The 26,526-nt window shown below is 56.3% G+C and carries 34 protein-coding genes and 1 tRNA gene; 15 read left to right on the top strand and 20 right to left on the bottom strand.

Annotated elements, in window-relative coordinates; genetic code table 11:
- Positions 1 to 62 precede the first annotated feature (62 nt).
- From GHN92_RS24115 to GHN92_RS04850, 9 genes are all read left to right on the top strand, one after another.
- Positions 63 to 197, top strand: coding sequence for a hypothetical protein (locus GHN92_RS24115; protein ID WP_256666412.1), 135 nt, complete (start codon positions 63 to 65; stop codon positions 195 to 197).
- A gap of 65 nt (positions 198 to 262) precedes the next feature.
- Complete coding sequence (locus GHN92_RS04885; protein WP_097192795.1) at positions 263 to 454, top strand: hypothetical protein; 192 nt, start codon at positions 263 to 265, stop codon at positions 452 to 454.
- Between the two features lie 70 nt (positions 455 to 524).
- Entirely contained in the window at positions 525 to 812 is a 288-nt protein-coding gene (locus GHN92_RS04880) for a hypothetical protein (protein ID WP_153379493.1), read from the top strand.
- On the top strand, positions 809 to 1,042 hold the full coding sequence (locus GHN92_RS04875; protein WP_153379491.1) for a hypothetical protein: 234 nt from the start codon (positions 809 to 811) through the stop codon (positions 1,040 to 1,042). The genes GHN92_RS04880 and GHN92_RS04875 overlap by 4 nt, the downstream gene beginning before the upstream one ends.
- Before the next feature lie 290 nt (positions 1,043 to 1,332).
- Positions 1,333 to 2,094, top strand: a complete 762-nt coding sequence (locus tag GHN92_RS04870; protein WP_094994163.1) for a recombinase RecT — start codon at positions 1,333 to 1,335, stop codon at positions 2,092 to 2,094.
- Positions 2,081 to 3,724, top strand: a complete 1,644-nt coding sequence (locus tag GHN92_RS04865; RefSeq protein WP_153379490.1) for a YqaJ viral recombinase family protein — start codon at positions 2,081 to 2,083, stop codon at positions 3,722 to 3,724. The genes GHN92_RS04870 and GHN92_RS04865 overlap by 14 nt, the downstream gene beginning before the upstream one ends.
- A gap of 2 nt (positions 3,725 to 3,726) precedes the next feature.
- Complete coding sequence (locus tag GHN92_RS04860; RefSeq protein ID WP_095009747.1) at positions 3,727 to 3,927, top strand: hypothetical protein; 201 nt, start codon at positions 3,727 to 3,729, stop codon at positions 3,925 to 3,927.
- Between the two features lie 8 nt (positions 3,928 to 3,935).
- Positions 3,936 to 4,751 (top strand): DNA translocase FtsK, encoded by an 816-nt coding sequence (locus GHN92_RS04855; RefSeq protein ID WP_153379487.1) that lies wholly within the window; start codon positions 3,936 to 3,938, stop codon positions 4,749 to 4,751.
- A 62-nt stretch (positions 4,752 to 4,813) separates the two neighbouring features.
- Positions 4,814 to 5,416, top strand: a complete 603-nt coding sequence (locus GHN92_RS04850) for a 3'-5' exonuclease (protein ID WP_153379485.1) — start codon at positions 4,814 to 4,816, stop codon at positions 5,414 to 5,416.
- Between the two features lie 10 nt (positions 5,417 to 5,426).
- Here the strand turns inward: GHN92_RS04850 and GHN92_RS04845 are convergent, their stop codons facing one another.
- Positions 5,427 to 6,116 (bottom strand): hypothetical protein, encoded by a 690-nt coding sequence (locus GHN92_RS04845; protein WP_153379483.1) that lies wholly within the window; start codon positions 6,114 to 6,116, stop codon positions 5,427 to 5,429.
- 65 nt (positions 6,117 to 6,181) lie between these two features.
- On the opposite strand from GHN92_RS04845, the gene GHN92_RS04840 reads away from it, so the two are divergent.
- Entirely contained in the window at positions 6,182 to 6,904 is a 723-nt protein-coding gene (locus GHN92_RS04840; RefSeq protein ID WP_153379481.1) for an HNH endonuclease signature motif containing protein, read from the top strand.
- Complete coding sequence (locus GHN92_RS04835) at positions 6,885 to 7,130, top strand: hypothetical protein (RefSeq protein WP_153379479.1); 246 nt, start codon at positions 6,885 to 6,887, stop codon at positions 7,128 to 7,130. Before GHN92_RS04840 ends, GHN92_RS04835 begins: the two co-directional genes overlap by 20 nt.
- 112 nt (positions 7,131 to 7,242) lie before the next feature.
- On the opposite strand, the gene GHN92_RS04830 is transcribed toward GHN92_RS04835, so the two are convergent.
- Positions 7,243 to 8,130: a hypothetical protein gene (locus GHN92_RS04830; RefSeq protein ID WP_153379477.1), complete on the bottom strand. Its 888-nt coding sequence runs from the start codon at positions 8,128 to 8,130 to the stop codon at positions 7,243 to 7,245.
- A 341-nt stretch (positions 8,131 to 8,471) separates the two neighbouring features.
- Between GHN92_RS04830 and GHN92_RS04825 the strand changes: the two genes are divergently transcribed.
- On the top strand, positions 8,472 to 9,650 hold the full coding sequence (locus GHN92_RS04825; protein ID WP_153379475.1) for a tyrosine-type recombinase/integrase: 1,179 nt from the start codon (positions 8,472 to 8,474) through the stop codon (positions 9,648 to 9,650).
- Between the two features lie 69 nt (positions 9,651 to 9,719).
- On the opposite strand, the gene GHN92_RS04820 is transcribed toward GHN92_RS04825, so the two are convergent.
- From GHN92_RS04820 to thrS, 9 genes are all read right to left on the bottom strand, one after another.
- Positions 9,720 to 9,796, bottom strand: a tRNA-Pro gene (locus tag GHN92_RS04820).
- A gap of 79 nt (positions 9,797 to 9,875) precedes the next feature.
- A complete protein-coding gene (locus GHN92_RS04815; protein WP_095001969.1) occupies positions 9,876 to 10,232 on the bottom strand; it encodes a MerR family transcriptional regulator in 357 nt (118 codons plus the stop codon).
- A complete protein-coding gene (ihfA, locus tag GHN92_RS04810; RefSeq protein WP_002553164.1) occupies positions 10,213 to 10,515 on the bottom strand; it encodes an integration host factor subunit alpha in 303 nt (100 codons plus the stop codon). Before ihfA ends, GHN92_RS04815 begins: the two co-directional genes overlap by 20 nt.
- Positions 10,516 to 10,518: 3 nt before the next feature.
- Positions 10,519 to 12,897, bottom strand: a complete 2,379-nt coding sequence (pheT, locus tag GHN92_RS04805; protein ID WP_095001970.1) for a phenylalanine--tRNA ligase subunit beta — start codon at positions 12,895 to 12,897, stop codon at positions 10,519 to 10,521.
- A gap of 26 nt (positions 12,898 to 12,923) precedes the next feature.
- A complete protein-coding gene (pheS, locus tag GHN92_RS04800) occupies positions 12,924 to 13,940 on the bottom strand; it encodes a phenylalanine--tRNA ligase subunit alpha (RefSeq protein WP_095001971.1) in 1,017 nt (338 codons plus the stop codon).
- 109 nt (positions 13,941 to 14,049) lie between these two features.
- Positions 14,050 to 14,406: a 50S ribosomal protein L20 gene (rplT, locus tag GHN92_RS04795; protein WP_003442184.1), complete on the bottom strand. Its 357-nt coding sequence runs from the start codon at positions 14,404 to 14,406 to the stop codon at positions 14,050 to 14,052.
- A gap of 29 nt (positions 14,407 to 14,435) precedes the next feature.
- Positions 14,436 to 14,630 carry a 50S ribosomal protein L35 gene (gene rpmI / locus GHN92_RS04790; protein ID WP_002553160.1) on the bottom strand — a complete coding sequence of 65 codons (195 nt, stop codon included), beginning with the start codon at positions 14,628 to 14,630 and terminating at the stop codon, positions 14,436 to 14,438.
- Positions 14,631 to 14,690: 60 nt separating this feature from the next.
- Positions 14,691 to 15,242, bottom strand: coding sequence for a translation initiation factor IF-3 (gene infC, locus GHN92_RS04785; protein WP_169916631.1), 552 nt, complete (start codon positions 15,240 to 15,242; stop codon positions 14,691 to 14,693).
- Positions 15,242 to 17,164, bottom strand: a complete 1,923-nt coding sequence (gene thrS, locus GHN92_RS04780) for a threonine--tRNA ligase (RefSeq protein WP_095001972.1) — start codon at positions 17,162 to 17,164, stop codon at positions 15,242 to 15,244. Before thrS ends, infC begins: the two co-directional genes overlap by 1 nt.
- Before the next feature lie 362 nt (positions 17,165 to 17,526).
- Between thrS and GHN92_RS04775 the strand changes: the two genes are divergently transcribed.
- Both GHN92_RS04775 and GHN92_RS04770 read left to right on the top strand, forming a co-directional pair.
- Positions 17,527 to 17,829, top strand: coding sequence for a hypothetical protein (locus GHN92_RS04775; protein ID WP_095001973.1), 303 nt, complete (start codon positions 17,527 to 17,529; stop codon positions 17,827 to 17,829).
- Between the two features lie 294 nt (positions 17,830 to 18,123).
- Entirely contained in the window at positions 18,124 to 18,336 is a 213-nt protein-coding gene (locus GHN92_RS04770; RefSeq protein WP_003179963.1) for a cold-shock protein, read from the top strand.
- A 70-nt stretch (positions 18,337 to 18,406) separates the two neighbouring features.
- Here GHN92_RS04770 and GHN92_RS04765 read toward each other — a convergent pair whose 3' ends face one another.
- Complete coding sequence (locus GHN92_RS04765) at positions 18,407 to 18,715, bottom strand: I78 family peptidase inhibitor (protein ID WP_095001974.1); 309 nt, start codon at positions 18,713 to 18,715, stop codon at positions 18,407 to 18,409.
- 159 nt (positions 18,716 to 18,874) lie between these two features.
- On the bottom strand, positions 18,875 to 19,180 hold the full coding sequence (locus GHN92_RS04760) for a hypothetical protein (protein ID WP_095001975.1): 306 nt from the start codon (positions 19,178 to 19,180) through the stop codon (positions 18,875 to 18,877).
- A gap of 158 nt (positions 19,181 to 19,338) precedes the next feature.
- Between GHN92_RS04760 and GHN92_RS04755 the strand changes: the two genes are divergently transcribed.
- Complete coding sequence (locus GHN92_RS04755) at positions 19,339 to 19,539, top strand: hypothetical protein (RefSeq protein WP_095001976.1); 201 nt, start codon at positions 19,339 to 19,341, stop codon at positions 19,537 to 19,539.
- Between the two features lie 17 nt (positions 19,540 to 19,556).
- Here GHN92_RS04755 and GHN92_RS04750 read toward each other — a convergent pair whose 3' ends face one another.
- From GHN92_RS04750 to GHN92_RS04720, 7 genes are read right to left on the bottom strand one after another with little or no spacing between them, the layout of a single operon-like run.
- Positions 19,557 to 20,585: a nucleoside hydrolase gene (locus GHN92_RS04750; RefSeq protein ID WP_095023610.1), complete on the bottom strand. Its 1,029-nt coding sequence runs from the start codon at positions 20,583 to 20,585 to the stop codon at positions 19,557 to 19,559.
- A gap of 20 nt (positions 20,586 to 20,605) precedes the next feature.
- On the bottom strand, positions 20,606 to 21,010 hold the full coding sequence (gene rbsD / locus GHN92_RS04745) for a D-ribose pyranase (RefSeq protein ID WP_095001978.1): 405 nt from the start codon (positions 21,008 to 21,010) through the stop codon (positions 20,606 to 20,608).
- The gene (gene rbsK / locus GHN92_RS04740) at positions 21,007 to 21,927 is read right to left on the bottom strand and encodes a ribokinase (RefSeq protein ID WP_095018576.1); all 921 of its coding nucleotides are present in this window, start codon (positions 21,925 to 21,927) and stop codon (positions 21,007 to 21,009) included. Before rbsK ends, rbsD begins: the two co-directional genes overlap by 4 nt.
- 10 nt (positions 21,928 to 21,937) lie before the next feature.
- Entirely contained in the window at positions 21,938 to 22,972 is a 1,035-nt protein-coding gene (locus tag GHN92_RS04735; RefSeq protein WP_153379473.1) for a LacI family DNA-binding transcriptional regulator, read from the bottom strand.
- Between the two features lie 3 nt (positions 22,973 to 22,975).
- Entirely contained in the window at positions 22,976 to 23,953 is a 978-nt protein-coding gene (locus tag GHN92_RS04730; RefSeq protein WP_153379471.1) for an ABC transporter permease, read from the bottom strand.
- A complete protein-coding gene (locus tag GHN92_RS04725) occupies positions 23,950 to 25,506 on the bottom strand; it encodes a sugar ABC transporter ATP-binding protein (protein ID WP_095018574.1) in 1,557 nt (518 codons plus the stop codon). Before GHN92_RS04725 ends, GHN92_RS04730 begins: the two co-directional genes overlap by 4 nt.
- A 55-nt stretch (positions 25,507 to 25,561) precedes the next feature.
- Positions 25,562 to 26,515, bottom strand: a complete 954-nt coding sequence (locus GHN92_RS04720) for a sugar ABC transporter substrate-binding protein (RefSeq protein WP_095001983.1) — start codon at positions 26,513 to 26,515, stop codon at positions 25,562 to 25,564.
- Positions 26,516 to 26,526 lie beyond the last annotated feature (11 nt).

The following is a 26,526-nucleotide window of genomic DNA, read 5'->3' as shown; positions in this document are numbered from 1 at the left end:
GAAATTTTCACCAGATGCACCTGGGCAACCGGGTGCATTGGGAAACCTACCGGAGAAGTGCAATGAACCACTACCAAGCAATCAGCAAGTTTTCTGGCCGCGTGTACGCCTCGGGCTCTACGGCGGCAGAAGTGAACGGGGCGTGCAAGGCGATGGGCGTACCGCGCTCGGAATACACGCTCAAGGGCAGCAGATGAATAACGGAGCTTTTCGCTTCTGCCACTGGATCGGTGGCAGTGGGAAAACAACCGGAGAAGCACCGATGAACGAAGCACAAACAGTCACAACCGTGAAATGCGCTCGCTGCCATCAGGCGGTAGAGAAGCCGATCTACCGCACCATCTACTTCATTGGCTTCGACAGCCGTCGAGGCAAGCGGGCATCCATGAGCGAAAACCTCCCGTTCTGCAGCGCAGAGCACGCCAGTCACGAACAGATGAGCCGCGAAGGCTGAATGCATCACCTCCGTCCATTCCACCGAGTGGGCAGACGGATGTAACCAACCCGCCACCTTGGAGGCGACCATGACTTATGAAGTGATTGTTGAAGGGTTCGTCCTCCAGGTGGAGGTTACGAACTGCGAGAACACCCCGCCCAACCCACGCAGCTGGGCCAGCGACTGGGATTGCCTCAGCAGCCGTGAACTGGAGTTCGTTGTTGTCTCGGGCATCACCTACGACGATGACGGCGTGCCGATGGATGTACCTGGTTACGAGTGCTACCAGGCTGGCCAACTGTACGAAAAGCAGGTCGAGGCCGAGCTTTGGCGTCAGATCGACAGCCACACGCAGCGGCAACGGTGGGCAGCATGAGCCGTTATCACAGCATCGCAGTTGGGATGATCGACTCTCGGATTGATCAGCTGATTGCAGGCAGCACCTCGGCACAACTGCACGCGGAGGTGGGTATGGCCATTGAAATGGCTCACTCACTGGGTGCGATTGATATCAGTGAGTACTCCCACTACGTGGCTCGGCAGAACCGGATTATTGAGCGCCAGCATCAAGACCTGCTGGCCAAGCTCGAGGGGCTCAGCGCATGACCATCCTCTGTCGAACGTCCGCCCAACTTGTTCAAGCCCTGCATCGACAGGGCTTTTTTCTGGTCAGTGAATTGCCCCGTCCACTTCGCATTGAAGTTCGGCGCGGCATGTTGATTGCGAGGTTGTTATGACCAATCGCCAACGCCAGCGCCGCTATCTGCTGTGGCGCGGTTCATTCCCTGCCCTCGCCATCTTCACCGTCCTGATGCTGCTCAGCGCATTCGCTGATCGGATCACCCAATAACCCCTCCCCTTTTCAATGCTGCGCACGTCGCGGCAAGGAAACTCTTGTGTCCGAATTAGCCATCAAGCCCACGTTCAGCCTGGCACCGCAAAACCTCGACGAGGCATTGAAGTTCGCCGACTACCTCGCGAACTCCGACATTGTCCCGAAGGACTTTCAGAAAAAGCCCGCCAACATCCTGGTGGCCGTGCAGTGGGGTATGGAACTGGGCTTGCAGCCCATGCAGGCCATGCAAAGCATCGCGGTCATCAACGGGCGCCCATCGCTCTGGGGTGACGCGGTAATAGCTCTGGTCCGCAGCTCGCCGCTGTGTGAGTACGTATACGAGACCGACGACGGCGAGACGGCTTCCTGCCGGGTGAAGCGTGTCGGAGAGGACGAGCAGACCCGCACGTTCAGCATGAACGATGCCCAGCAGGCCGGCCTCAAGGGCAAGCAAGGCCCCTGGGCGCAGTACCCGAAACGGATGCGCCAGATGCGCGCCCGGTCCTTTGCCCTGCGAGACGTATTCCCCGACGTGCTACGCGGCATGCCGATGGCCGAGGAAGTCCAGGACATCCCAACCGAGCGCGAGCTCAACCAGACCCACGCCCGTAAAGCCGAAGAGCCGAAGGTGCTGCCGGCCTATCCCGACAGCAAGCTGGAGGAAAACGCGGAGAAATGGCGCGGGATGATCGCGCAGAACCGCACAAGCCCCGAACACCTGCTGGCGAACCTCACCAGTAAATACGTCGTTACCCCTGAGCAAGAAGAGCGCATCCGCGCCCTTACCCCTATCGAAGGAGAAGCCACCGATGAAAGTGCATAACGTTCAGCAAGGCACGCCCGAGTGGCATGCCCTTCGTTCCAGCTATTTCACCGCTTCGGAGGCGCCCGCGATGATGGGCGCTTCGAAGTTCCAGACCCGCAACGATCTGCTGACCATGAAGAAAACCGGCATTGTTCCGGACGTCAACCCGCAGCAACAGGCCGCATTTGACCGCGGCCACGCCACTGAGGAAATGGCGCGCCCCTTGGTCGAGGAAATGATCGGCGAGGAGCTTTACCCCATCGTCGGTACCAGCGGCAACCTGCTGGCCTCCATGGACGGCGCCACGATGCTGGGTGACGTACTGTTTGAGCACAAGCTGTGGAACGAGAAGGTCGTCACGCAGATCCGCGCCGGCGCGCTGGATCCCCACTACTACTGGCAGTTGGAACAGCAGCTGCTGGTGAGTGGCGCCGAACGCGTGATTTTCGTCTGTTCGGACGGCACCAAAGACAGGTTCGCGCACCTGGAATACAGCCCGGTTGCCGGTCGTCGTGAGCAACTGCTCGCTGGCTGGGCCCAGTTCGAGCAGGACCTTGGCGAATTTGTGGTCAAGGAAGCCAAGGTCGAGGCGATTGGCGCCGCCCCCGATCAACTGCCGGCGCTGCGAATCGACGTAACCGGCATGGTTACTGCCAGCAACTTGGACGCGTTCAAGTCCCACGCCCTGGCTGTAATTGGCGATATCAACACCGATCTGTCGACCGACAAGGACTTCGCCGATGCGGACGCCACTGTGAAGTGGTGCGGCGAGGTTGAAGACAAGTTGAAGGCAGCTAAAGAGCACGCACTGAGCCAAACCGAAAGCATCGACGTGCTGTTCAAGGCCATCGACGACATCACAGCAGAGACTCGACGCAAGCGCCTCGAGCTGGAAAAGCTGATCAAAGCGCGCAAGGACATAATCCGTAGCGATATGGTCATGGATGCCGCGAAGGCCTTGCAGGCGCACATCGACCAGATCAACGAGACGCTGAACAGTCGGATCCGGATGCCGAGAGTGCCGGCGGATTTCGCAGGCGCCATCAAGGGCAAGCGCACCATCGACAGCCTTAAGGAAGCCGCCGACGCCGAGCTGGCCCGCGCCAAGATCGAGGCCAGCCGCATTGCTGACCTGATTCGAGCGAACCTGAAAAGCCTGAACGAACTGGCCATCAAGCACGGTTTCCTGTTTCACGATGCGCAGGAACTGGTGCTCAAGGCCAACGATGACCTGGTGGCGCTGATCAAGGTCCGGATCAACGAGCACGAACTGCAGCAGGCGGAGCTCAAGCGCCAGGAAGAGGAAAAGGCGCAGCAGCTCGCAGCCCAACAGCGACAGAAGGCCGCTGAACCGGTTGTTGAACAGCCAGTGAAAGCCCCGCAACAGCCGGAGCTGGTCGCCGCCACTCCGATCAAGACGACTGCAGCAGCTCAGCAGCCCGTCGATGATGGTCAGCGCATCAAGCTTGGCGATATCAGCACTCGCCTGGGCTTCACATTGTCCGCCGAGTTCCTGCGCTCTTTGGGGTTCGAAGCGGTGGAACGCAAGCAAGGCGCCCAGCTTTATCGCGCCAGTGACTTCCCACGCATCTGCGTCGCCCTGGTCCACCACATCCAGGCAGTACAGGCCAACCAGGTCGCAGCCTGATCATGGCTGTCCAATCCATCCTCGACATCTACGACAGTGTTGAGGAGTTCACCGGCATCCTGGTCTCCGCCGAGCTTCACGCCAGCGGGACCTGGGAGTTGGAGTTCGTCGAAAGCATGCGCGCCAGCTTCAAGCGTTACGGCGCCCATACCAACCTGAGCCCGGCTCAACAATCGAAGCTTGAGCGCATCGCCAAGCACTGAGGATCCTTATGAAAATTGAACACATGGAAGCCATCGAGCGCGCCAAGATGCACGGCGTAATGCCTTCGGTGCTGGCTCATGAGCTGCTGGTGCGCGACCTGGTCGAAGCTGCAATGTTCGAATGGCAGAACATCGCGGCACCGTTCAGCAAGCTGAACGAAGGCCAGCGCCAGGAAGTCACCGACCGCGCCACCGAGAAAGTCACTACAGCGGTTTATACGGCTGTCGGCATCATTTCTTCGCGTAGCGTCGACACCATCCCGCTGACGGTGGCAGACGCCAAGTTCAAGGCCAAGAGCATCACGGTCACCGCGACCATTGATGCTCAAGATCCGAATCGTCATGGACTTATCGATGTTGCCGGCAAGCTGTGTTTGCTGGTCTTGGCTCCAAACGATTACGCCGAAGGCCTAGACAGCCTCCAGGCTGAGCGTGATCAGCGCGAAATGCCGCTGCACGTCAGCGACCTGACCGGCAGCCTGTTCGAACACAGGGCGACAGGATCGGGCGAACCGGACGGTGGACACCCACTTGGCAGCGCCACTGAACTGGCCGAGCGCACCGATGGTGCTAGCGGCGCCGACCTGGACAAAGAGTTCGGTGAGTTCACCTACGACGATGCCAAGCAGTTGATCGTGCTCAAGTCCAACAACAAGCCGTTCAAGGGTCACTGGGTGCAAAGCCGACTGGCCATCGATAGCGACAAGACCGCCACCCTGCTGCTGCGGCTGCTCGATGACAAAGTGGTCGAGATCGAAACCGAGGGTGAATCGGCGTTTGACCACAGCTTCAAGGTCATCGCCGCGCTGGAAGACGTCGTCTGACTCTCCCGCCACAACACCAGGCGCCAACACGGCGCCTTCTTTTTGCCTATAGGAAATGCCCCATGAACCTGATCACCCCTTACGACACTGAAACCACCGGTCTGCCGCTGTTCCGCGATCCAAGCGACGATCCACGTCAGCCGCACCTGGTGGACATTTGCATTCTTGCCTTCAACGCCGACGGCACTCTGGTCGATTCCTTCGAAGCGATGGTTCGTCCGGATGGCTGGGTGATCCCTGCCGAAGTGACGGCGATCCACGGCATCACCAACGAAATGGCGATGGACCTGGGTATCCCTGAGTCGGAAGCGCTGGATGGTTTCATGGCCATTCATGACCGTGCGGGCCTGCGGGTGGCCCACAACATCAGCTTTGACGACCGGATCATGCGCATTGCACTGTCGCGGTACCGGGGCAAAGAAGCGGCCGACGCATTCAAAACCACCCCGGGTTACTGCACCTGCCAGAACAGCAAGAACCTGGTGCAGTGCCCGCCGACCGCCAAGATGATCGCCGCGGGCTTTGGGCGACAGTTCAAGGTTCCGACCGTGGCCGAGGCGCTGCGTCACTTCACCGGCGAAGAGCTGGTTGGTGGCCACCGTGCGCGGCCTGATACAGAGGCTTGCGCGCGGGTTTACTTCGCCATGAATCCGCCTGTTGAATAACTTCTTGTACTCAAAGATCCTCTACCTTTACTGCGGGCGCTATGGTTGCCATGCGAGTGTCCGCTATTAAGGACAAATCCATATCGAAAGAAATTCTTCTGCCATCGCGAGTCTTATAGAAACAATGAAGAGCCCCATGACAGTCCTCGGCAAAGAGTTCAAAATTCAACTTTACACTTACAGCCTGCCCTTCTCTCAACACTTCAAAATCTCTGCGGAAATTTATTTCTCGCAGGCCCGATAAGAACATAACATCGAAAGCATCAGCCCCAACATTGCTAATCTCGAACGTATTAGTAACTTGCGTATTTGAAACTATGTATGGGCCCGGATAAAAAACAAAACGAGCATTCATGCTTTGTTCGTACTGCCGTCTGGCTTGGTTTAGAGCCTCAGTCTGAGCAGTAATCTGTTCTCTTCCTACGCTTACCAAATGTGCCTGTTGTGCGACCGAGTTCTCAAGCTCTTTCGCCTGCAAATGCAGTGCTTCAGAGCTTAACCTTAGCTCCCGCCCCTGCTGTAAGTAACCCAGTATCAACCATAAAAAAGCAATAGGCCCAAACACACCTGCTAGAAAATCCCCGAGTTCATTCAACTCTAGTTTCGGTACGGTATCCCACTTCCAGTAAACCAGCGCTGCTATCAACAGCAGATACAGCCCCGTTACAACCCCTCCAATAACTTCCGACTTCAACTTCATCAGCTCACCCCATTGAGTAGGAGCGAGAGTTTAGTTTGAAGCCTGGCACATAGCGAGACATCCCAATGAACCTAATCGCTGAACAAGCCCTAGCTAGGGCTAAGGGGATTCTTTCACCAGGTGCAAGCAGCAAAGCACCGACCCGAAAATTCTGGACGCCAAACGATGAACAGCGCTTCGCCGAGCTGTACGGGAATACCCCTATGCCAGAATTAATCGAAATATTTGGCCGTCCGAATCATGCCATTTACGGAAAGGCCGCGAGCATGGGCCTCAAGCGCAGCGAAGCGTATATGGCCAGCGAGCACGCCTGTCGCCTTCGCCGAGAAAACAACCCGGGCGTGGAGTTTCGTTTCCAAAAAGGGCAGAAGCCCTGGAACACAGGGACTAAAGGATTGCCATCGACGGGGCGCATGCCAGAGACCCAATTCAAGAAAGGATCGAAGCCTCGCAACTGGCTGCCTATCGGTAGTCTTCGTCTCAGTAAAGAGGGGTATCAGCAAAGGAAAGTAACTGATACCGGCTACCCACCACGAGATTGGGTTGCTGTTCACGCGCTGCTCTGGGAGGAGCACTACGACCCGGTACCTGCCGGGCACTGCCTGTGCTTTCGCGATGGAAACAAACAGAACATCGAGCTCGCCAACCTAGAGCTGATCACCCGCGCTGAACGTATGCGCCGCAACACCATCCACCGATTTCCTCCAGAACTAAAAGACACAATCCGCCAACTCAACAAGCTCAAGAGAGCTATCAGCGAGGCATCCGATGAAAAACAAAATGACTGACCTGCGAAACCATCTGTTCGCCACTCTTGAGGCTCTCCAGGATCCAGACAAACCAATGGATATTGATCGGGCCAAGGCGATCGCTGAGGTCGGCAAAGTATTGGTCGACTCAGCCAAGGTCGAAGTGATGTTCATCAACGCAATGGACGGCGATGTTAAAAGCACCGGATTCATTGAGTCGGAGCGGGATATTCAGTCGCTACCAGGCAGGGTGGGTACGCAATGAACTCACGATGCACAGCGGGCGCTTGACCATGCTCGCTAAACGCCTGCACCTGCCCTCATCGTTCCAATCAAGACCAGCACAGCCCTGCCGGACCTGATCATCAACGGTCCCATCAACGGCGCAATGGGATTTTTGATCTGGAAACAGGAACGGAATACCCAGAATCCTTCATAACAAGCTCTATCAAATCAAAAAACCACTGACTTGCTGCCGGAGATACCATCACCCCTTTAATTAAAACCATCGGATCAACACCAACTGATGTTCCGAACTCATTTCTAGGTGCATTCAAGTCCTTGAGCAATGTCGGATGCAATACAAACCTCAACTCCTTCTCAAAAGCGTAATACTTGCTTTTGTTGAAAAAAAACTTTAACGGCTCATCCACCCCGACATAGTCATTTCTATAATCAATATATGAAACAACACCGGCATAAACATTAATCTCAGGAGCAATACTCATGGAACGAATCACTTCACCGACAGTCGATTCAACACAAACAGATGCTGCCCCCCCGCCATAAATCTTCCACATCGCCATGCTTTCTACATCGCTTGCATCAGTATGCCAGCAGCTGACATCAACCCAATTTGACACAGCTTTTTGCACAGATGAATAATCGGCAAATTCAGATGCTTTCTGGGGGCCAAAAATTGTCTTTATCGTTCTATTTTCAGAATTTGATTTCGCCTTTTTAATTGCATCTTCTTTTTCCCTACGACCCTCTTCACTAGTATCTGGCGACATGCTCGGCCATAAAGAGTTGAGTGCGACATCTAAAAGCTCGGCAAGATCACCTTCTAGATACTCATCTAATTCGGTAGGCATACCCTCAAGGCTGTCTTCATAGCTACTTGCCCGTGCAAAAAAAATAGTCTTTTGGTGAATCAGAGATAGAAATTTTGCCAAATCCATATACCGAAATACTTTCGTATCTAGGTTCAAGTTTTCATTATTTATGTAAGGCATAAATTCCGCTCCAAATATTTCACTGATCATAGCGAAATTTCGACAGATAAATCATCAATCAAAGCTGCTTCTGCCAGAGCTGAATAGCGAGGTACCCCCATGGCCAACACAAATGCAGTCCTGTCAGTAGAGACCGTCCCCCGCTTCATCCGAGCCATGAATGCGCCTGCATATCTCGGCATGTGTAGGGAAGAATTTAAGAACACTGTCAGGCCCCACGTCAGGGAATTCCCCATCGGAAAACAGGGTGTTGCCTTTGATCGGCATGAGCTCGACCAGTGGGCAGATGCCTACATCGAAGCGGCTGCGATTGAAAAACTGAACGATCGGGACAACAATCCGCCCCGCAGTGGGCGCCCAGGAGAGAAACAATGGCGCGAAAAACGATCTCCGGTCTCTACGAGAGGAACGGTATCTGGCACATCGACAAGGTCGTCAGAGGTACACGACTTCAAGAAAGCACTGGAACGAGCGAAAGGGAAGAAGCCGAGCAGTACCTGATATTCCGGCTTGAGAAACTCAGACAGGAAAAGGTTTACGGCGTGCGCCAGGTGCGAACTTGGCGTGAAGCGGCAACAAGGTTTTTGGTGGAGTACCAGCATCAACCATCAATTGCCCTGTCTGCATTGCACATCGAACAGCTTGATCCTTACCTTGGCGATCTGCCCATAACCCACGTCGATGACGGGACGCTGGCGCAGTACATCAAGGACAGGCAAACGCCGGGCCTGACAAAGACCGGCAGGGTTAAACCCGGCGTATCAAACAGGACGGTCAACATTGCCCTGCAACGAGTCGTCAGGGTGCTGAACTTGTGTGCAAGGAAATGGCGGGACGCTGAGAAAAGGCCCTGGCTTGAGTCAGTGCCGATGATCAGCATGCTGGACGAGAAGACAGATAGCCGGAAGCCCTACCCTCTGTCTTGGGAAGAGCAATCAGTGTTGTTTGCTGAGCTGCCAGCTCACTTGCAGCACATGGCCATGTTCAAGGTGAACACAGGGTGTCGCGAGCAAGAGGTCTGCAAGCTGCGTTGGGATTGGGAGATTTGCGTGCCCGAGTTGGATACCAGCGTGTTTCTGATTCCAGCAGGCTTTGGCGGGAGACGGGAAACCTCAGGCGTGAAAAACGGCGAGGATCGTCTTGTCGTTCTGAACGGGGTGGCCAAGTCAGTTATCGAGAAGCAACGCGGCCTGAGTAAGGAATGGGTTTTCCCTTATGACGGTACCGGGATGCATCGGATGAACGATTCGGCCTGGAAGAAAGCGCGGGTACGCGCAGCGAAGATATGGCAGGAGAAATACCTGCGCCCTGCTTTGCCGGGTTTCGCATCGATCCGGGTTCACGACCTGAAGCACACCTTTGGCAGAAGGCTACGTGCAGCAGGCGTGACACTGGAAGATCGAAAGGCATTGCTTGGGCATAAGAACGGAAGCATTACGAGCCACTATTCTACCGCAGAGCTTGGGCAACTGATCGAAGCGGCAAACAAAGCATCGTCAACTGATTCGCGGGGGCCCGCACTGACGATCTTGAGGAGGAAAACTGGATGATCCCCCGCAAAAGTCCCTGAGCATGAAAAAGCCCAACTCGCGAAAGTTGGGCTAAGTCATTGAAAAATATGGTCGGGACGGAGTGATTCGAACACTCGACCCCTAGCACCCCATGCTAGTGCGCTACCGGACTGCGCTACGCCCCGACTAGGCGTTACAACTTGCTAGAACGTTGAGAAATATACCTTAAGCTTTTGAAATACGAAAGTATTTTAAATGCCTCGGTTATTTCTTCAGTACCAGCAAGACATCCTCCAATTCGGAGATCGTTTGGCGGATCAGCTGCTTGTATTGCGTGGTGTCATCTTTGGCTTCATCACCGGAAAGCCGCAAGCGCGCACCTCCAATGGTGAAACCCTGGTCATAAAGCAGCGCACGAATCTGCCGGATCATCAGCACATCCTGACGCTGATAATACCGGCGGTTTCCGCGACGTTTTACGGGGTTGAGCTGAGGGAATTCTTGCTCCCAGTAGCGCAGCACATGCGGCTTTACACCGCACAGCTCGCTGACTTCGCCTATGGCGAAGTAGCGTTTGCCAGGGATCGGCGGGAGCTCGTCGTTATGACTTGGTTCCAGCATAAGCCTCTACTCGGGCCTTCAACTTCTGCCCTGGACGAAAAGTGACTACACGGCGAGCCGTGATCGGGATTTCTTCTCCCGTTTTCGGATTGCGGCCAGGCCGCTGTCGCTTGTCACGCAGATCAAAATTGCCAAAACCTGACAGTTTGACCTGCTCGTTGTCTTCAAGAGCGTGCCTGATTTCTTCAAAAAACAGCTCGACCAATTCTTTGGCCTCGCGTTTATTCAGGCCCAACTCTTCGTAAAGACGTTCCGCCATCTCAGCTTTTGTCAGAGCCCCCATACGTCACTTCCTTAGCGTGGCGTTCAACCTTTGTTCAAGCGAGGTGAGGATATTTTGCGTTGCGGCGTTCACCTCATCGTCATTAAGAGTGCGCGATGGATGCTGCCAGGTCAAGCCAACTGCAAGGCTTTTTCTATGCGGATCAATGCCTTTACCCTGGTAAACATCAAATAACCTTAGGTCTGTCAGCCATTCGCCTGCATTTTCACGAATTACATCCAGCACAGCACTGGCTGCAACGTCACGATCGGCCAACAACGCCAGGTCACGACGCACTTCAGGAAAGCGCGATAACTCATGGAATTTCGGCATTTTACCTGCCGCCACTTCTGCCAGAACCAGTTCAAAAACAAACACTGGACGGTCAAGACCAAGGTTTTTTGAAAGCTCAGGGTGGATGGCACCGACATAGCCAACTTCGCGACCGTCACGCTCGATACGTGCAGTCTGGCCCGGATGCAGAGCAGGATGTTTGCCCGGCACGAAGGTAAACGCGTCCAGGGCACCGGCAAAACCCAGCACCGCTTCTACATCAGCCTTGACGTCGAAGAAGTCGACAACATCACGACCTTGAGCCCAGCCTTCAGGCAGACGACTGCCGCAAACAACACCCGCCAGCATCGGCTCTTGTTTCAGACCCTCAAGCTGGCCAACAAAACGCAGGCCGCTTTCAAACAGGCGAACGCGATCTTGCTGACGGTTCAGGTTGTGCTGCAACGACTTGACCAGGCCGGGCCACAACGAGGCACGCATGGCAGCCATGTCGTTGGAAATCGGATTGGCCAGCAACAGCGGTTCAACACCCGGGCTAAACAGTTCGAACTGTTTCGGGTCGATAAAGCTGTAGGTGATTGCTTCCTGATAACCACGAGCGACCAGCAAACGACGCAACTCCGGCAGGTCGCTACGCGCCTCTGCTTTGGCTTGCGGTGCCAGACGGGCCTGCGGGTAACGGACCGGCAGGCGGTTGTAGCCGTACAGGCGCGCCAGTTCTTCGATCAGGTCAACTTCCAGGCTGATATCGAAGCGATGGCTTGGCACTTCTACGCGCCATTGCCCTGCCCCTTCAGCGGTTATGGTCAGGCCCAGGGCGCTGAGCAGACGCTCAACTTCCGCCGCGTCCATTTCCATGCCGAGCATCTGGCTGATACGCGCTGCACGCAAGGTGATCGGTGCAATCGACGGCAGATACTGCTCGCTGACGGTTTCAACGATCGGGCCAGCTTCGCCGCCAGTGATTTCCAGCAGCAGACCAGTGGCGCGCTCCATGGCTTCACGGGCCAGTTTCCAGTCCACGCCACGCTCGTAGCGGTGCGAAGCGTCGGTGTGCAGGCCGTAGGAGCGGGCCTTGCCAGCAACGGCGATCTGATCAAAGAAAGCGCTTTCAAGGAATATGTCGCGGGTCTTGTCGGTCACACCGCTGTGCTCGCCACCCATTACGCCGGCAATGGCCAAAGCGCGGGTATGGTCTGCAATCACCAGCGTGTCGCTGCGCAAGGTGACTTCCTGGCCGTCGAGCAGTACCAGCTTCTCGCCTTCTTCAGCCATGCGTACACGAATGCCGCCATTGATCTCGGCAAGGTCGAACGCGTGCAACGGCTGACCCAGTTCCAGCATGACATAGTTGGTAATGTCGACAGCGGCATCGATGCTGCGCACGTCAGCGCGACGCAGGCGCTCAACCATCCACAGCGGCGTTGGCCGGGACAGGTCAACATTGCGGATCACACGGCCCAGGTAGCGCGGGCAAGCAGCAGGTGCCAGCACTTCAACCGGACGCACTTCCTCGTGTACCGCAGCAACTGGCGCAACCACCGGGCGAGTCACCTGGGCGTTATACAGAGCGCCCACTTCACGCGCCAGACCTGCCAGCGACAGGCAGTCGCCACGGTTCGGCGTAAGGTCGACTTCAATGCTGGCGTCTTCAAGACCCAGATAGACGCGGATGTCCTCGCCCACCGGTGCATCGGCCGGCAACTCCATCAGGCCGTCATTGCCCTCGCCCACTTGCAGTTCTGCTTGCGAGCACAGCATGCCGTTGGACTCAACGCCACGCAGCTTGGCCTTTTTGATTTTGAAGTCACCCGGCAGTTCGGCACCGATCATGGCGAACGGGATTTTCAAGCCAGGGCGCACGTTGGGCGCACCACACACTACCTGAAAAGTCTCGGCACCATTGCTGACCTGGCAAACACGAAGCTTGTCAGCATCAGGGTGTTGCTCGGTGCTCAGCACCTCGCCCACAACCACGCCACTGAATACACCGGCGGCCGGCGTAACGCTGTCGACCTCAAGACCGGCCATCGACAGACGAGCAACCAGCTCGTCGCGACCTACCTGCGGGTTTACCCAACCACGCAGCCATTGTTCACTGAATTTCATCCTGCTCTCCTAAGAATTCGTTACGACTAGCGAAATTGCGCGAGGAACCGCAAGTCGTTGTCGAAGAACAGACGCAAGTCGTTCACGCCGTAACGCAGCATGGCCAGACGCTCAACGCCCATGCCGAAGGCAAAGCCCGAGAACTCTTCCGGGTCGATCCCGGACATGCGCAGCACGTTCGGATGAACCATGCCGCAGCCCATGACTTCCAGCCATCCAGTCTGCTTGCAGACACGACAGCCTTTACCGCTGCACATCACGCATTCCATATCCACTTCAGCGGAAGGCTCGGTGAACGGGAAGTAGGACGGGCGGAAACGCACGGCCAGTTCTTTTTCGAAGAACACCCGCAGGAACTCTTCGATGGTCCCTTTCAGGTCAGCGAAGTTGATATCGCGATCGATCAGCAGGCCTTCGACCTGGTGAAACATCGGCGAATGGGTGATATCCGAGTCGCTACGGTACACACGGCCCGGGCAGACAATGCGGATCGGCGGCTGCTTGGATTCCATGGTGCGGACCTGTACCGGCGAGGTATGGGTGCGCAACAACATGTTGGCATTGAAATAGAAGGTGTCATGCATCGACCGGGCCGGGTGATGGCCTGGGATGTTGAGCGCTTCGAAGTTGTGATAGTCGTCTTCAACCTCAGGGCCTTCGGCGATGCCGTAGCCAATATGGGTAAAGAACTGTTCGATACGTTCCAGAGTCCGGGTCACCGGATGCAGACCGCCAGAGGTCTGGCCACGGCCAGGCAGGGTCACGTCAATGGACTCGGCAGACAGTTTGGCGGCCAGTTCGGCCTCTTCAAACAACGCCTTGCGCGCATTGAGAACCTCTGTGACACGCTCCTTGGCAACGTTGATGAGGGCACCGACTTGCGGACGCTCTTCTGCTGGCAAATTGCCCAGGGTCTTCATCACCTGAGTCAATTCACCCTTTTTGCCAAGGTATTGAACCCGGATTTGCTCCAGGGCATTGATATCTTCAGCGCTTTGCACAGCCTCTAGTGCTTGAGAGACCAGCGCATCCAGGTTTTCCATGTACAGACTCCAGATACAAAATAGGGGAAGAGCTTGAAGGCTCTTCCCCTATTTATGACGTTTAGCACCCGGGCTTACACAGGCAAGCCCAAGTGACTGTCGGGGGTACTTAAGCCAGAGTGGCTTTAGCTTTCTCGACAATCGCAGCAAACGCCGCTTTTTCGTTCACTGCCAGATCAGACAGAACCTTACGGTCGATCTCGATGGAAGCTTTTTTCAGGCCGGCGATGAAACGGCTGTAAGACAGACCGTTGATACGAGCACCAGCGTTGATACGAGCGATCCACAGAGCGCGGAACTGACGTTTTTTCTGACGACGGTCACGGTAGGCGTATTGGCCTGCCTTGATTACCGCTTGCTTGGCAACACGGAATACGCGTGAGCGTGCGCCGTAGTAGCCTTTAGCCAGTTTCAGAATTTTTTTGTGACGTTTACGGGCGACAACGCCACGCTTTACACGAGCCATGAGTTACTTCCTCTAGTCTTAACCAAAAATTAACGAAGGCGCAGCATGCGCTCGACTTTTGCCACGTCAGACGGATGCAGCAAGCTGCTACCGCGCAGTTGACGCTTACGCTTGGTCGACATTTTGGTCAGGATGTGGCTCTTGAAAGCGTGCTTGTGCTTGATACCGTTAGCAGTTTTCAGAAACCGCTTAGCAGCACCACTTTTAGTCTTCATCTTTGGCATGTTCGGATACTCCGCATTCAGTTGATAAACATAATCAGAAGGCCTGCCGTGCCCAATTGATTACTTCTTCTTTTTCGGGGCGATGACCATGATCAGCTGGCGTCCTTCCATCTTAGGATGCTGTTCGACGGTACCGTATTCCGCAAGGTCAGCTTCAACCCGCTTCAACAGTTCCATACCCAGCTCCTGGTGGGCCATCTCACGGCCGCGGAATCGTAACGATACCTTGGCCCTGTCCCCATCACTCAGGAAACGTACCAGGTTGCGCAGTTTTACCTGGTAATCCCCTTCCTCCGTCCCTGGACGAAACTTGATTTCTTTAACCTGAATCTGTTTCTGGTTTTTCTTTGCAGCAGCAACCTGTTTCTTCTTTTCGAAGATAGATTTGCCGTAGTCCATCAGCTTGCAAACTGGGGGTACTGCATCAGCGGAAATTTCCACCAAGTCCAGTTTGGCCTCTTCAGCTTTAAGAAGCGCGTCTTCAATTGACACAATCCCAAGCTGCTCGCCTTCAGCCCCAATTAACCGAACCTCGCGTGCCGAGATATTCTCGTTGATCGGGGCTTTCGGTGCAGCTCGTTTATCTTGTCTCATTTCACGCTTAATAATAATTACTCCGAATCATGGCGACCACGCCGGGAAACCGCTTGTGCGAGGAATTCAGCGAATTGCGCGACGGGCATCGAGCCCAGGTCAGCACCTTCACGTGTACGCACAGCGACAGTCTGCATCTCGACTTCCCGATCTCCGATAACCAAGAGATAAGGAACCTTGAGCAAAGTATGCTCGCGGATTTTAAAGCCGATCTTTTCATTTCTCAAGTCAGACTTGGCACGAAATCCGCTCTGATTGAGAGTTTTTTCAACTTCAGCAGCAAAATCTGCCTGTTTGTCAGTGATATTCATGATCACTGCCTGGGTTGGAGCCAGCCAAGCAGGGAATGCGCCTTCGTAATGTTCGATCAGGATACCGACAAAACGTTCGAACGATCCAAGGATCGCGCGGTGCAGCATAACCGGGTGCTTACGGCTGTTGTCTTCGGACACATATTCTGCGCCAAGACGGATCGGCAGGTTGAAATCGAGCTGCAGGGTACCACATTGCCAGACACGACCCAGACAATCTTTCAGAGAAAATTCAATCTTGGGACCGTAGAAGGCACCTTCGCCCGGTTGCAAATCGTACGCCAGGCCAGCGCTATCAAGGGCTGAAGCCAATGCGCTTTCGGCGCGATCCCACAGCTCATCCGAACCCACACGCTTTTCAGGACGCGTCGACAGCTTGAGCTCAATGTCCTTGAAACCGAAGTCAGCGTAGACATCCAGCGTCAGCTTGATAAAAGCTGCCGACTCGGCCTGCATCTGCTCTTCAGTACAGAAGATGTGGGCATCGTCCTGGGTAAAGCCACGCACACGCATGATGCCGTGCAGGGCGCCCGACGGCTCGTTACGGTGACAGGCACCGAATTCGGCCAGACGCAGCGGCAGCTCGCGGTAGCTTTTCAGGCCCTGGTTGAACACTTGCACATGGCAAGGGCAGTTCATCGGCTTGATCGCGTAGTCGCGGCTTTCAGACTGGGTAGTGAACATGTTCTCGGCGTAGTTGGCCCAGTGCCCGGACTTTTCCCAGAGGCTGCGATCAACGACCTGAGGAGTCTTGATCTCCAGGTAGCCATTGTCGCGCTGTACTTTGCGCATGTACTGCTCAAGTACCTGGTACAGGGTCCAGCCATTCGGGTGCCAGAACACCATGCCCGGGGCTTCTTCCTGGGTGTGGAACAAGCCAAGGCGCTTGCCGATTTTACGGTGATCGCGCTTTTCGGCTTCTTCGATACGCAGGACGTAGGCCGCCAGCTGCTTTTTGTCAGCCCAGGCCGTGCCATAGATACGCTGCAACTGCTCGTTCTTGGCATCGCCACGCCAGTAGGCGCCCGACAGCTTGGTCAGCTTGAACGATTTGAGGAAACGCGTGTTCGGCACGTGAGGACCGCGGCACATGTCGACGTATTCTTCATGGAAGTACAAGCCCATGGCCTGCTCGTCCGGCATGTCTTCGATCAGGCGCAGCTTGTAGTCTTCACCACGGGCAGCAAACAGTTCGATCACTTCGGCACGCGGCGTCACTTTCTTGATGACGTCGTAGTCTTTTTCGATCAGTTGCTGCATGCGCTGTTCGATAGCAGCCATGTCATCCGGGGTGAACGGACGCTCATAGGCGATATCGTAGTAAAAGCCTTCGTCGATGACCGGCCCGATGACCATTTTGGCCGTCGGGAACAGCTGCTTCACCGCATGACCGACCAAGTGGGCGCAAGAGTGACGAATGATCTCCAGCCCCTCTTCATCCTTGGGCGTGATGATTTGCAAGGTGGCATCGTTTTCAATCAGATCACAGGCATCCACGAGCTTGCCGTTGACCTTGCCGGCCACGGTGGCTTTAGCCAGGCCGGCGCCAATTGAAGCGGCAACCTCGGCTACAGAAACTGGATGATCGAAAGAGCGTTGACTGCCGTCGGGAAGAGTAATAGTTGGCATGGCGCCTCCTCTCCTAGTGGTGACCCCTACCAAAGGTCACGTGGGTTGGGATGAGCCAGTACGCGATTCGGTGGTATGCCTGCCTCACAGTGGCAGGAGCCTTGCGGCGAACCTAAAACCGAACCAGAGTGACTGGAGTTCAAATCAAAAAGGTTAATGGCACTGCATGACGGTTCAAGGAACACGCGAATGCAGGAAATAGCCAGGGCGGCATGCTAGCACAGATGGATACGCCTGTTGCGCACCCCTCCCCGCATCCGCGAGAAAACGGGGTTTTTTACAAAAGGGTGAACTTGAGCTCCACTTACCTTTCACATACTCAGTGATACACACTTGGTCTTAATGCCTACAAGGAGCATCTTATGCGCACGATCCGCTTACTCGCCTTCGCAGCCCCCCTGGCGCTGCTGCTACCCCTGAGCGCCCAGGCCGATAACTGGCCTGCAGGCGCCAAAAAAGACTACATGAAGGACTGCGTAGCGGCAGCCAGCCAAAGTGTTGACGCAAAAACGGCCCAACAGCATTGCGCATGCGGTGCGGACAAGCTGTCCGAGAAGTTTACAAGCGCCGAAATCACACAGCTGATGAGCAAGACAACCCAGCCTAGCGCAGAGCTTCGCACCCGGGCTCTGGACGCCATCCAGGCTTGCCGGGCCAAGAAATAACCACCCTCCTCACGGCTCGAATTGAGCCGTGAGGAGAGCAAAAACAGTCAAAAACGCTCTTGCACGTAAAAAATATTGATTCTCGACTGCTTTTTTTCTAACAGCCTTTAGCCCTCAACCCCCCGTAAACCGGGGGTCTTGAGCATTTCAAAGAGCAGACGAGGGTTAACATTGCAGCAATCTGTAGCTCAGGGGGGCTCCCAAAGCGCACATTTCGACTATGATACCTCGGTGTGCCCAGTTGGCCTGAGCAGCACAGTACTACTGAAAATATAAGTTTCTTGGAGATACACCATGTCTAATCGCCAAACCGGCACCGTAAAATGGTTCAACGATGAAAAAGGCTTCGGCTTCATCACTCCTCAAGGTGGCGGTGACGACCTGTTCGTACACTTCAAAGCTATCGAAAGCGACGGTTTCAAAAGCCTGAAAGAAGGCCAGACCGTTTCCTTCGTGGCTGAGAAAGGCCAAAAGGGTATGCAAGCTGCACAGGTTCGTCCGGAGTAAATCTCCCGCGAACAAAAAAACCCCGTCCATGTGACGGGGTTTTTTATGCCTGACGCAATGTCAGGCCAGGTTAGCCGCAGTTAACCCGGGTAATGATGCCAGCGTCGTCCGCATTGAGATTGAGACGGTCCGAGCGGTACTCAAGCGTCATCACGTCATGCGGCATCAAAATACGCGCGTTCTGCGCACCAGCCTTGATACGGGCCTGCTCCAGAAGCTGCGCCGAAGCCTTTTGACCGACTGCAAATGCTGCTGATTTAGCATCGCAACGGCTATGCCCCGCCTCGGCGACAGGCTCCTTGACCGAACTTGCGGTGCTGCATCCGGACAGTGCCAAGACCGCCAACAACGAACCCAATGACACTAGCTTCCAAGACATGAAGCCTCCTTAAGATAAATAGTCTGAACCCTTGCGACAGCTTTTTCGCACATAGGTTGCATGACGCCTCTCAGCGCCTTCTGATTTGCCAGCACCGGCAAGTGTGCCCGAGCCGACTTTTACCGTGCACCCCTAATCATTGCCAAATATGTTCAGGTGTCAGTACACATCAATGTAATCGAACGGCGGATTAGGCCAGTTGTCCTTGAGGGCATTGAATATCTGCATGACCCAGACCTCATCGCTTGCTGCAACTTTTCCGACATAGCCAGAACCTGCCGCCCAGGTCTCCAGCCTGAAAAGCAGACCGTCGATATCGACACCGCCCACCACACCCGAAGAAATATAAGCGATACCCGTCTTGGTCACGCGCAACTGTGTATGGGCATCATCACTGGCCGAGGCCAGCAACTGACGCACAGCGCCAAGAGTAAAGCCCTCAGGGTTGTTTAGATCAATTTGCATGGCCTGCACCGCTCCCAAAAAGTGCAAGTGTGGCACGCAGTGCGGGGGTCATGGGCTGTTGAGGGTGCAAAAACCAATATTTACTTTGGTCTATTCATAGCGAAATGACGACTTTTTGCTAAAATCGCCTTTTCACGCCCCCTTCCCATGAGCACCCCATGACAACAGTCAGCATCGATGCAGATATCAAGGCCAAGTGGCATCAAGGACAGTGCTCATACAGCCCTGGCAGCCCTGAAGAGCTGGCCATTATCGGCATCGACCTTTTGGTTAAAGAGCTCGGCACGGAAGCTGCCCGAGCGTTCGTCAGTCAGGTGTTCGAAAAGTACAAACCGGCCGAGCCCGTCAGGCTGACCTGACGGCGCGCAACCTCACTTCACTTGAGCCGGCCCAGACGCGCGGTAAGCAAGTCAAAAAAGCCCTGCGCGTCACCGCTCTCGACCCAAAAGGCGTTTTTGGGCTGGTTCAAGGTGTTGTACCAGTCCGGGATAGTCTGGCCAAAGGTCGGCCCCTCGCGAGTATCCACGACCAGGTTGACTTCACGCCCGGAGAACAGCGCAGGATTGAGCAGGTAGGCAATGACACTGGCATCGTGAACAGGCCCGCCAGGCAGTCCGTAGTGCACCATGTCGCCTTTCACATATTCATTGAGAATATCGCCCACCAGTTTGCCGGCCGTATTGCCCAGTGCAGCGATCTGCTTCAGTCGCGCCTCGCTGGTAAGGATCTTGTGTGTCACATCCAGCGGTACATAGGTCAGTTTCACCCCGCTCTTCAACACCACGTCTGCCGCATGCGGATCGGCATAAAGGTTGAACTCGGCAACCGGGGTGATATTACCGCCATTGAAATGGGCGCCGCCCATGACCACGACTTCCTTGATTCCCTGCGTGATTTCCGGGGCCTGGATCAAGGCCAGGGCCAGGTTTGTCTGCGGGCCGAGCATGGCAATGGTCACGCTGCCTGGCTTGGCTGCACGCAAGGTATCAACCAGGTAATTGACCGCATTGGCCTTTTCGAGACCTTTGGCCGGCTCATGCACAGGCACACCGGTGACGCCTTCCTGGCCGTGAATGTTCTCGGCGTAAATCGGCGTACGCACCAGGGGTTTAGGGGCCCCGGCATACACCGGCACGTCTTCGCGCCCTGCCCACTCCCGGGCCAGCCGGGCATTGCGCGAGGTCTTGTCGAGCCGTACGTTGCCCGCCACGGTGGTAATGGCCCGCACCTGTAACTGCTCCGGTGAAGCCAGTGCCAGCAGCAGAGCGACCACATCATCGGCGCCGGGGTCCGTGTCGATGATCAAATCGATCTTGTCTGCGGCTTGAACACTCGACATCGTGATGGCGGACACGAACAAGACACTCCTGATCAATGGCTGAAAAATCCGGGTAAAACGTGGCATCACAACTCCCTGGTTATTTGTCAAAAAGTCACGCCAGAGACCAAGGCAATATTGCAGTACGGGCGACACTCTCCAGTACGAACAATCACCTTTGCCTGCAGGCATAGTTCCTTGAAAGCATTATGGGTGAGCAGGCTCCTTGAGCCCAACTCCCCCTTGCCTGCATATTCGTCGATACATGACAGCGCCGGGCATGGCGCCTGCAACAACTCAGTGGCGAGCACATGGCTTTGCACCTGCATCTCACTGAGCAGGGCGCGCAACGTGCTGGCAACATCAGGCACGCCTTGAGTCAGGGCCAGATCAATCAGTTCGATACCCTTGGGCACCGGCAAACCGGCATCGGCAATCACTACGATGTCGCCATGCCCCAGCGAGGCAACCAGCCGCGACAAGGCGATATTCAGCAGCGGTGTTTTTTTCATGGTGCTTTAAAGCCCTGAACATCACGCAACAATGGAATCGAAGGCTGAGCCCCCGCCCGAGTGACCGATAACGCGGCGGCGACCTGCGCAAAGCGTATCGCGTCGTCCTCTTCCATACCCGCCGCCAGCGCGGCAGAGAAGCCGCCGACAAAGGTATCGCCCGCCGCCGTGGCATCCACCGCCTCGACCTTGGGCGCAGTAAAGTGCATCACTCGGTGGGCACTGACAAACAAGGCCCCCAGCGCGCCCAGGGTGACAATCACCTTGCCCGCGCCCAGCTCGACCAACCGCCGGGCAGCCCGCCCGGCCGACTCAAGGGAATCAACCGGCACACCGCTAAGCGCCCAGGCCTCGCTCTCATTCGGGATCAGGTAGTCGATGGCGCCATACCAGTGCCCCGGCAACGGAGCACTGACCGGGGCGGGATTGAGGATCACCACTTTGCCCAGTTCACGTCCACGCGCCAGCACGCATCCGACTGTTTCCATCGGCACTTCAAGCTGGCAAACAAGCACTTGCGCACCTTGCAAGACGTGATCAAAGGCGCGGATATCTTCCGCGGCCAGGCAGCCATTGGCACCCGGCACCACCACAATGGTGTTCTGGCTGCAGGCATCCACCGTGATAAGGGCCACGCCGCTGGCACAGTCAGGCACGGTGCGCACTGCCACACAATCAACCCGGTCAGCCAGCAAGCCGTCGCGCAACTGCACGCCATAGGCGTCACCGCCGACACAGCCGAGCATTGCCACCCGGGCACCCAGGCGCGACGCTGCTACCGCCTGGTTCGCGCCCTTGCCACCGTGCACGGTGGTAAAGGATTGCCCGAACACCGTTTCCCCCGGGCGCGGCAATCTCTCGGTACGCGTGACCAGATCCATATTCAGACTGCCTGCAACCACAACATTCGCTTGCATGTATCGACACTCATCCAGTGATTGTAGGGGGGGATTTCAACGGTGCTTGCGCATAAGCCCGGGTGGACTCGCGCAGCACAATGTCGGGCTTGACGATCCGCTGCTCCACCGCCCGCCCGGGTACGGCAATGCGGCGCAACAATAACTGGGCAGCGATCTCGCCCAGTTGCAGGATCGACTGCCCGACAGTTGTCAGCGACGGATAGACATAACGGCTCATCTGTACATCATCAAAGCCAATCACCGACAACTGCTGGGGTACCCGAATATTGCGCTCGGCCGCCGCTCGCAATACGCCGATGCCCATCATGTCGTTGCAGGCAAAAATGGCCGAGAGCGGGTTGTGCTGCAGCAAGCTGACCGCCGCGTTGTAGCCCCCGACACTGCTGAAGTCACTCTCGACCATCCACTGCCCCTGAGGCGTTATACCCGCCTCCAGCAGCGCGCGCCGATACCCGGCCATACGCAACTGCGCGACACGGGTGGCGGCGGGCCCGCCAATGCAGGCAATGGCACGATGCCCCAGATCGAGCAAGTGCCGCGTAGCCAGATAAGCCCCCAGTTCGTGGTCGATGCACACCAGGTCAGCCTCAACCCCCTCAAAGCTGCGATCGACAATCACCATCGGCGTGCGTACGCCGACCAACCCGCTGGCCATCCCCAGGTCGCCTGTGGACGAAGCGACCACCAGCCCGTCCACACGCTTTTCCAGCAGCACCCGCAGGTAATTGCGCTGCTTGACCGGGTCATCATCACAGTTGCACAGGATCACGCAGTAATTGTTGCGCTCACAGTAATCCTCGATACCTCGCGCCAACTCGGCAAAGTACGGGTTCAGGCTATTGGCCACCAGCAGGCCGATGGTCGCTGTGGTCTTGGCCTTGAGCGAGCGTGCTACCGCGCTGGGTACATACTCCAGGTGTGCAATGGCTTGCTCAACCTTCAAGCGCACAGGTTCACTGACAGGGCGGGTTTTATTCAAAACATGAGAAACCGTCGTGTACGAAATGCCTGCCATTGCCGCGACATCTTTAATCGTTGCCATTGCTCAATTCCGTCGCTGTGCGCGTTGACTGCGGTAAGTGTCCAATACCACTGCTATCACAATGACAGCACCGGTAATAATACGCTTGCTGGGTTCCGTCGCGCCGATTTGAGCCAGCCCTGCGGCCAATACTGAAATAATCAGCACACCAAAAAACGTACTGATCACCGAACCGCGCCCGCCCATCAAGCTCGTGCCACCGATCACCACGGCCGCAATCACCTGCAGTTCAAGGCCCGAACCGGCATTGGGGTCTGCCGCCTCGAGGCGGGATATCTGAAACAGCGCCGCCACTCCTGCCAACAACCCCATCAGGCTAAAGACCAAAATCTTGTAGGGCTTTGGATTGATACCGGCCAGGCGAACGGCTTCTTCGTTGGTGCCAATGCCAATCAGATAGCGCCCAAACACCGTGCGCGTCAGCACCGCCTGGGCGATGACAATAATCAGCAACGCAATAATGAACGCGGGCGAGATGCCAAAGGCAACCGGATTGGCAAGCCAGGCGAACGCGTCGCCGATATACGCCGTGCGCGATCCTGTAAGCTGGTAGGCCCCGCCCCGGGCCATTTCCAGCACCCCCAGCGAGACAATAAAAGACGGGATTTTCCAGGCCACCGTGATCGACCCCGTAAGGGTCCCCGCCAGGGCCGCACAGCCCATGCCCAGCAAAGCGGCAGGCAATACACTCCAGCCCCAGCCCAGAATCGCAACGCTGACCGCCGACGCTGCCAGGGCCAACACCGAGCCGACCGACAGGTCGATGCCGCCGATGATCAGCACAAAGGTCATGCCGACCGACAACACCATCAAGTCGGGGATCTGGTTGGCCAGCGTACTGAGCGTGTCATAGGAGAAAAAATGTTCACTCAGGCTGGAAAACAGAATGATCATGGCCAGCAAGGCGCCCGCCAACCCGAGGTAGGTGCCCATTCCGTAGTAGTTATGTGCACTTTTATGCGGCACGCGGGTAGGGTTCATGAGGCTTCCTTTGGCGTGGCTTCAGCAAGCAACGCATCTCGTTTTTGATAACCGGCAAAAGCTGCCGCCAGTAACTGTTCCTGACTCCAGCTGTCACGTTCAAAGGTATCGATCAGCCGGCCCGCAGACAGCACGCCAATGCGGTCACAAATCAGCATCAACTCGCGAAGATCGCTCGACACCACCACCAGCGCCTTGCCCTTGCGCGTCAGCTCGCCCAGCAGCCGGTAAATATCGAACTTGGCGCCAATATCGATACCGCGCGTAGGCTCATCGAACAGCAGAACCGAACAGTCGCGCTCCAGCCAGCGGCCAATGACGACCTTCTGCTGGTTGCCACCGGACAGTTGCGACACCACTTGTTCCGGACCGCTGCTGCGGATGCCCATGGCGTCTATCTGACGCCGGGCCAATGCGGCCTCCTGCTCCCGGTTGACCAAGCCACTGCTTGAAATCCGATCCATATTGCCCAGGCCGATGTTGGCACTGATCGACTGGGTCAGCAGCAAGCCTTCACCCTTGCGGTCCTCGGTAATCAGTGCGATGCCCTGCCGGACAGCATCTGCCGGCGAATGGATGGTCACTACCTGCACAGGAGTACCCACTGCAACCGTGCCGCTGTCGGCCACATCGGCACCATAGATCAGTCGCAGCAGTTCGGTGCGCCCTGCCCCGATCAGTCCGGAAATCCCGAAAATCTCGCCTTTTCTGACTTTAAACGATACATCTCGTACCTTGTCCGAGCGGCTGATACCACAGACTTCAAGTGCCGTTTCACCCAAGCTACGTTCGCCCAAATCCAGCTGGTCACCCAACTCGCGGCCCACCATCAAGTTGACCAGTTGTTCGCTGTTGTAATCGGCAATGGGCTCGACGCACACCAGGCAACCGTCGCGCAGTACGGCAATCCGCTGCGCCACCTGTGCCAGCTCTTCAAGTCGATGGGAGATATACACAATCGCCACGCCACGGGCCTGCAGCCGTTCGATTTGCACAAAAAGCATTTCAACTTCACGGGCGGTGAGCATGGCCGTGGGCTCATCGAGGATGAGCACATGGCAATCGCCGATCAGGTTGCGCGCAATCTCGACCATCTGCTGATGGCCAATGCCCAGCTCCCCGACCAGGGTGTCCGGGTCAATCGCCTCCAGACCCACCTGGCTCATGGCCTCAATGGCCGCTTTGCGCAACTGCTTGCGGCTGATCCAGCCCAGGTGGCCGGGCAATTTGTCCAGAAACAGATTTTCCGCCACCGTCAGCGTGGGCAGCAGGTTCAGTTCCTGCATGACCATGCGCACACCCAATTGCTCGGCCTGCGCACGACTGCCCGGGGCATAGGCCTGGCCATTGAATTGCATGTGCCCGAGAGTCGGCACCTCCAGGCCACCCATGATCTTCGATAGTGTGCTTTTGCCAGCGCCATTCTCACCCGTCAGGGCCAGAACTTCGCCGCGATGCAACGACAGCTCGATAGCAGCCAGTACCGGCTGCTGAGTGTAGGTTTTACCAATCCCGCTGACCGTGAGGACCACGCTGGCATCAGGAGCAGACATGACATTTCTCCGGGCACCTGCCCGACCGGGCAAGTGCCTGCGACAGCGAGTGGGATTACTTGTTGATGACCAGTTCGACAGGGGTATCGATGACACCGTCCTTGAGGTTTTCAACCGGTTCTTTTTTGACCAGCTTGAGCGCCGTTTCGATGCCATAAACCGCCTGTTTGGCGGCAGCCTGATCGGCCGTTGCCAGCACGCGGCCATCCTTGAGCATGGGTTTTATCGCATCGATGTTGTCATAGCCGACCACTTGCACCTTGCCGACCTTGCCTGCAGCCCGGATAGCCGACACCGCGCCCAGCGCCATGCTGTCATTGCCCGCCAGGATGGCCTTGAGGTTCGGATACTCGCTGAGCATGCCCGCCGCAACCTTGTTGCCACCGTCGATTTCCCAGTTGCCCGACTGCACCGGCACAATCTTCATCCCGGCAGCGTTCATCGCATCCGTGAAACCCGCTGTGCGCATTTGCGCATTGGTCGTGGTCGATACACCCTCGATGATCCCGACCTCATCACCGGCCTTGAGCCTGGTGGCCAGGTACTCGCCGACCTCACGAGCCCCCTGCCTGTTGTTGGGCCCCACAAAGGGTACTTCGAGCCCTTTGCTTTTCAGCACCTGGGGGTCGAGCTGGTTGTCGATATTGACCACCACAATGCCACGGTCACTGGCCTTTTTGATGGCCGACACCAGCGCCTTGGAGTCTGCGGGCGCAATCACCAGCGCATCGACCTTGGCGATGATCATCTGATTGATGATGTCGATCTGGCCCGCAGTGTCCGTTTCATTTTTGATCCCGTTGGAAATCAGGTCGAAACTGGCGGCATTGGCCTTTTGATAATCCTCGCCACCCTTTTGCATGGTGACAAAGAACTCGTTTGCCAAGGACTTCATGACCAGGCCGACTTTGGGTTTTTGTGGCGTATCGGCATTGGCGACAGGGAGGGTAAGGGATGCCGCAGCCAGCATGGCGACAGCAAGAAGGCGTCCAGCAAATGGCAGCTTCATGGGGGCAACTC

The organism is Pseudomonas sp. FSL R10-2964 (assembly GCF_009600035.1).
Classification (GTDB): domain Bacteria; phylum Pseudomonadota; class Gammaproteobacteria; order Pseudomonadales; family Pseudomonadaceae; genus Aquipseudomonas; species Aquipseudomonas bubulae.
The sequence above is the reverse complement of the archived record's forward strand: the minus strand, read 5'-3'. Positions and strand labels throughout refer to the sequence as shown.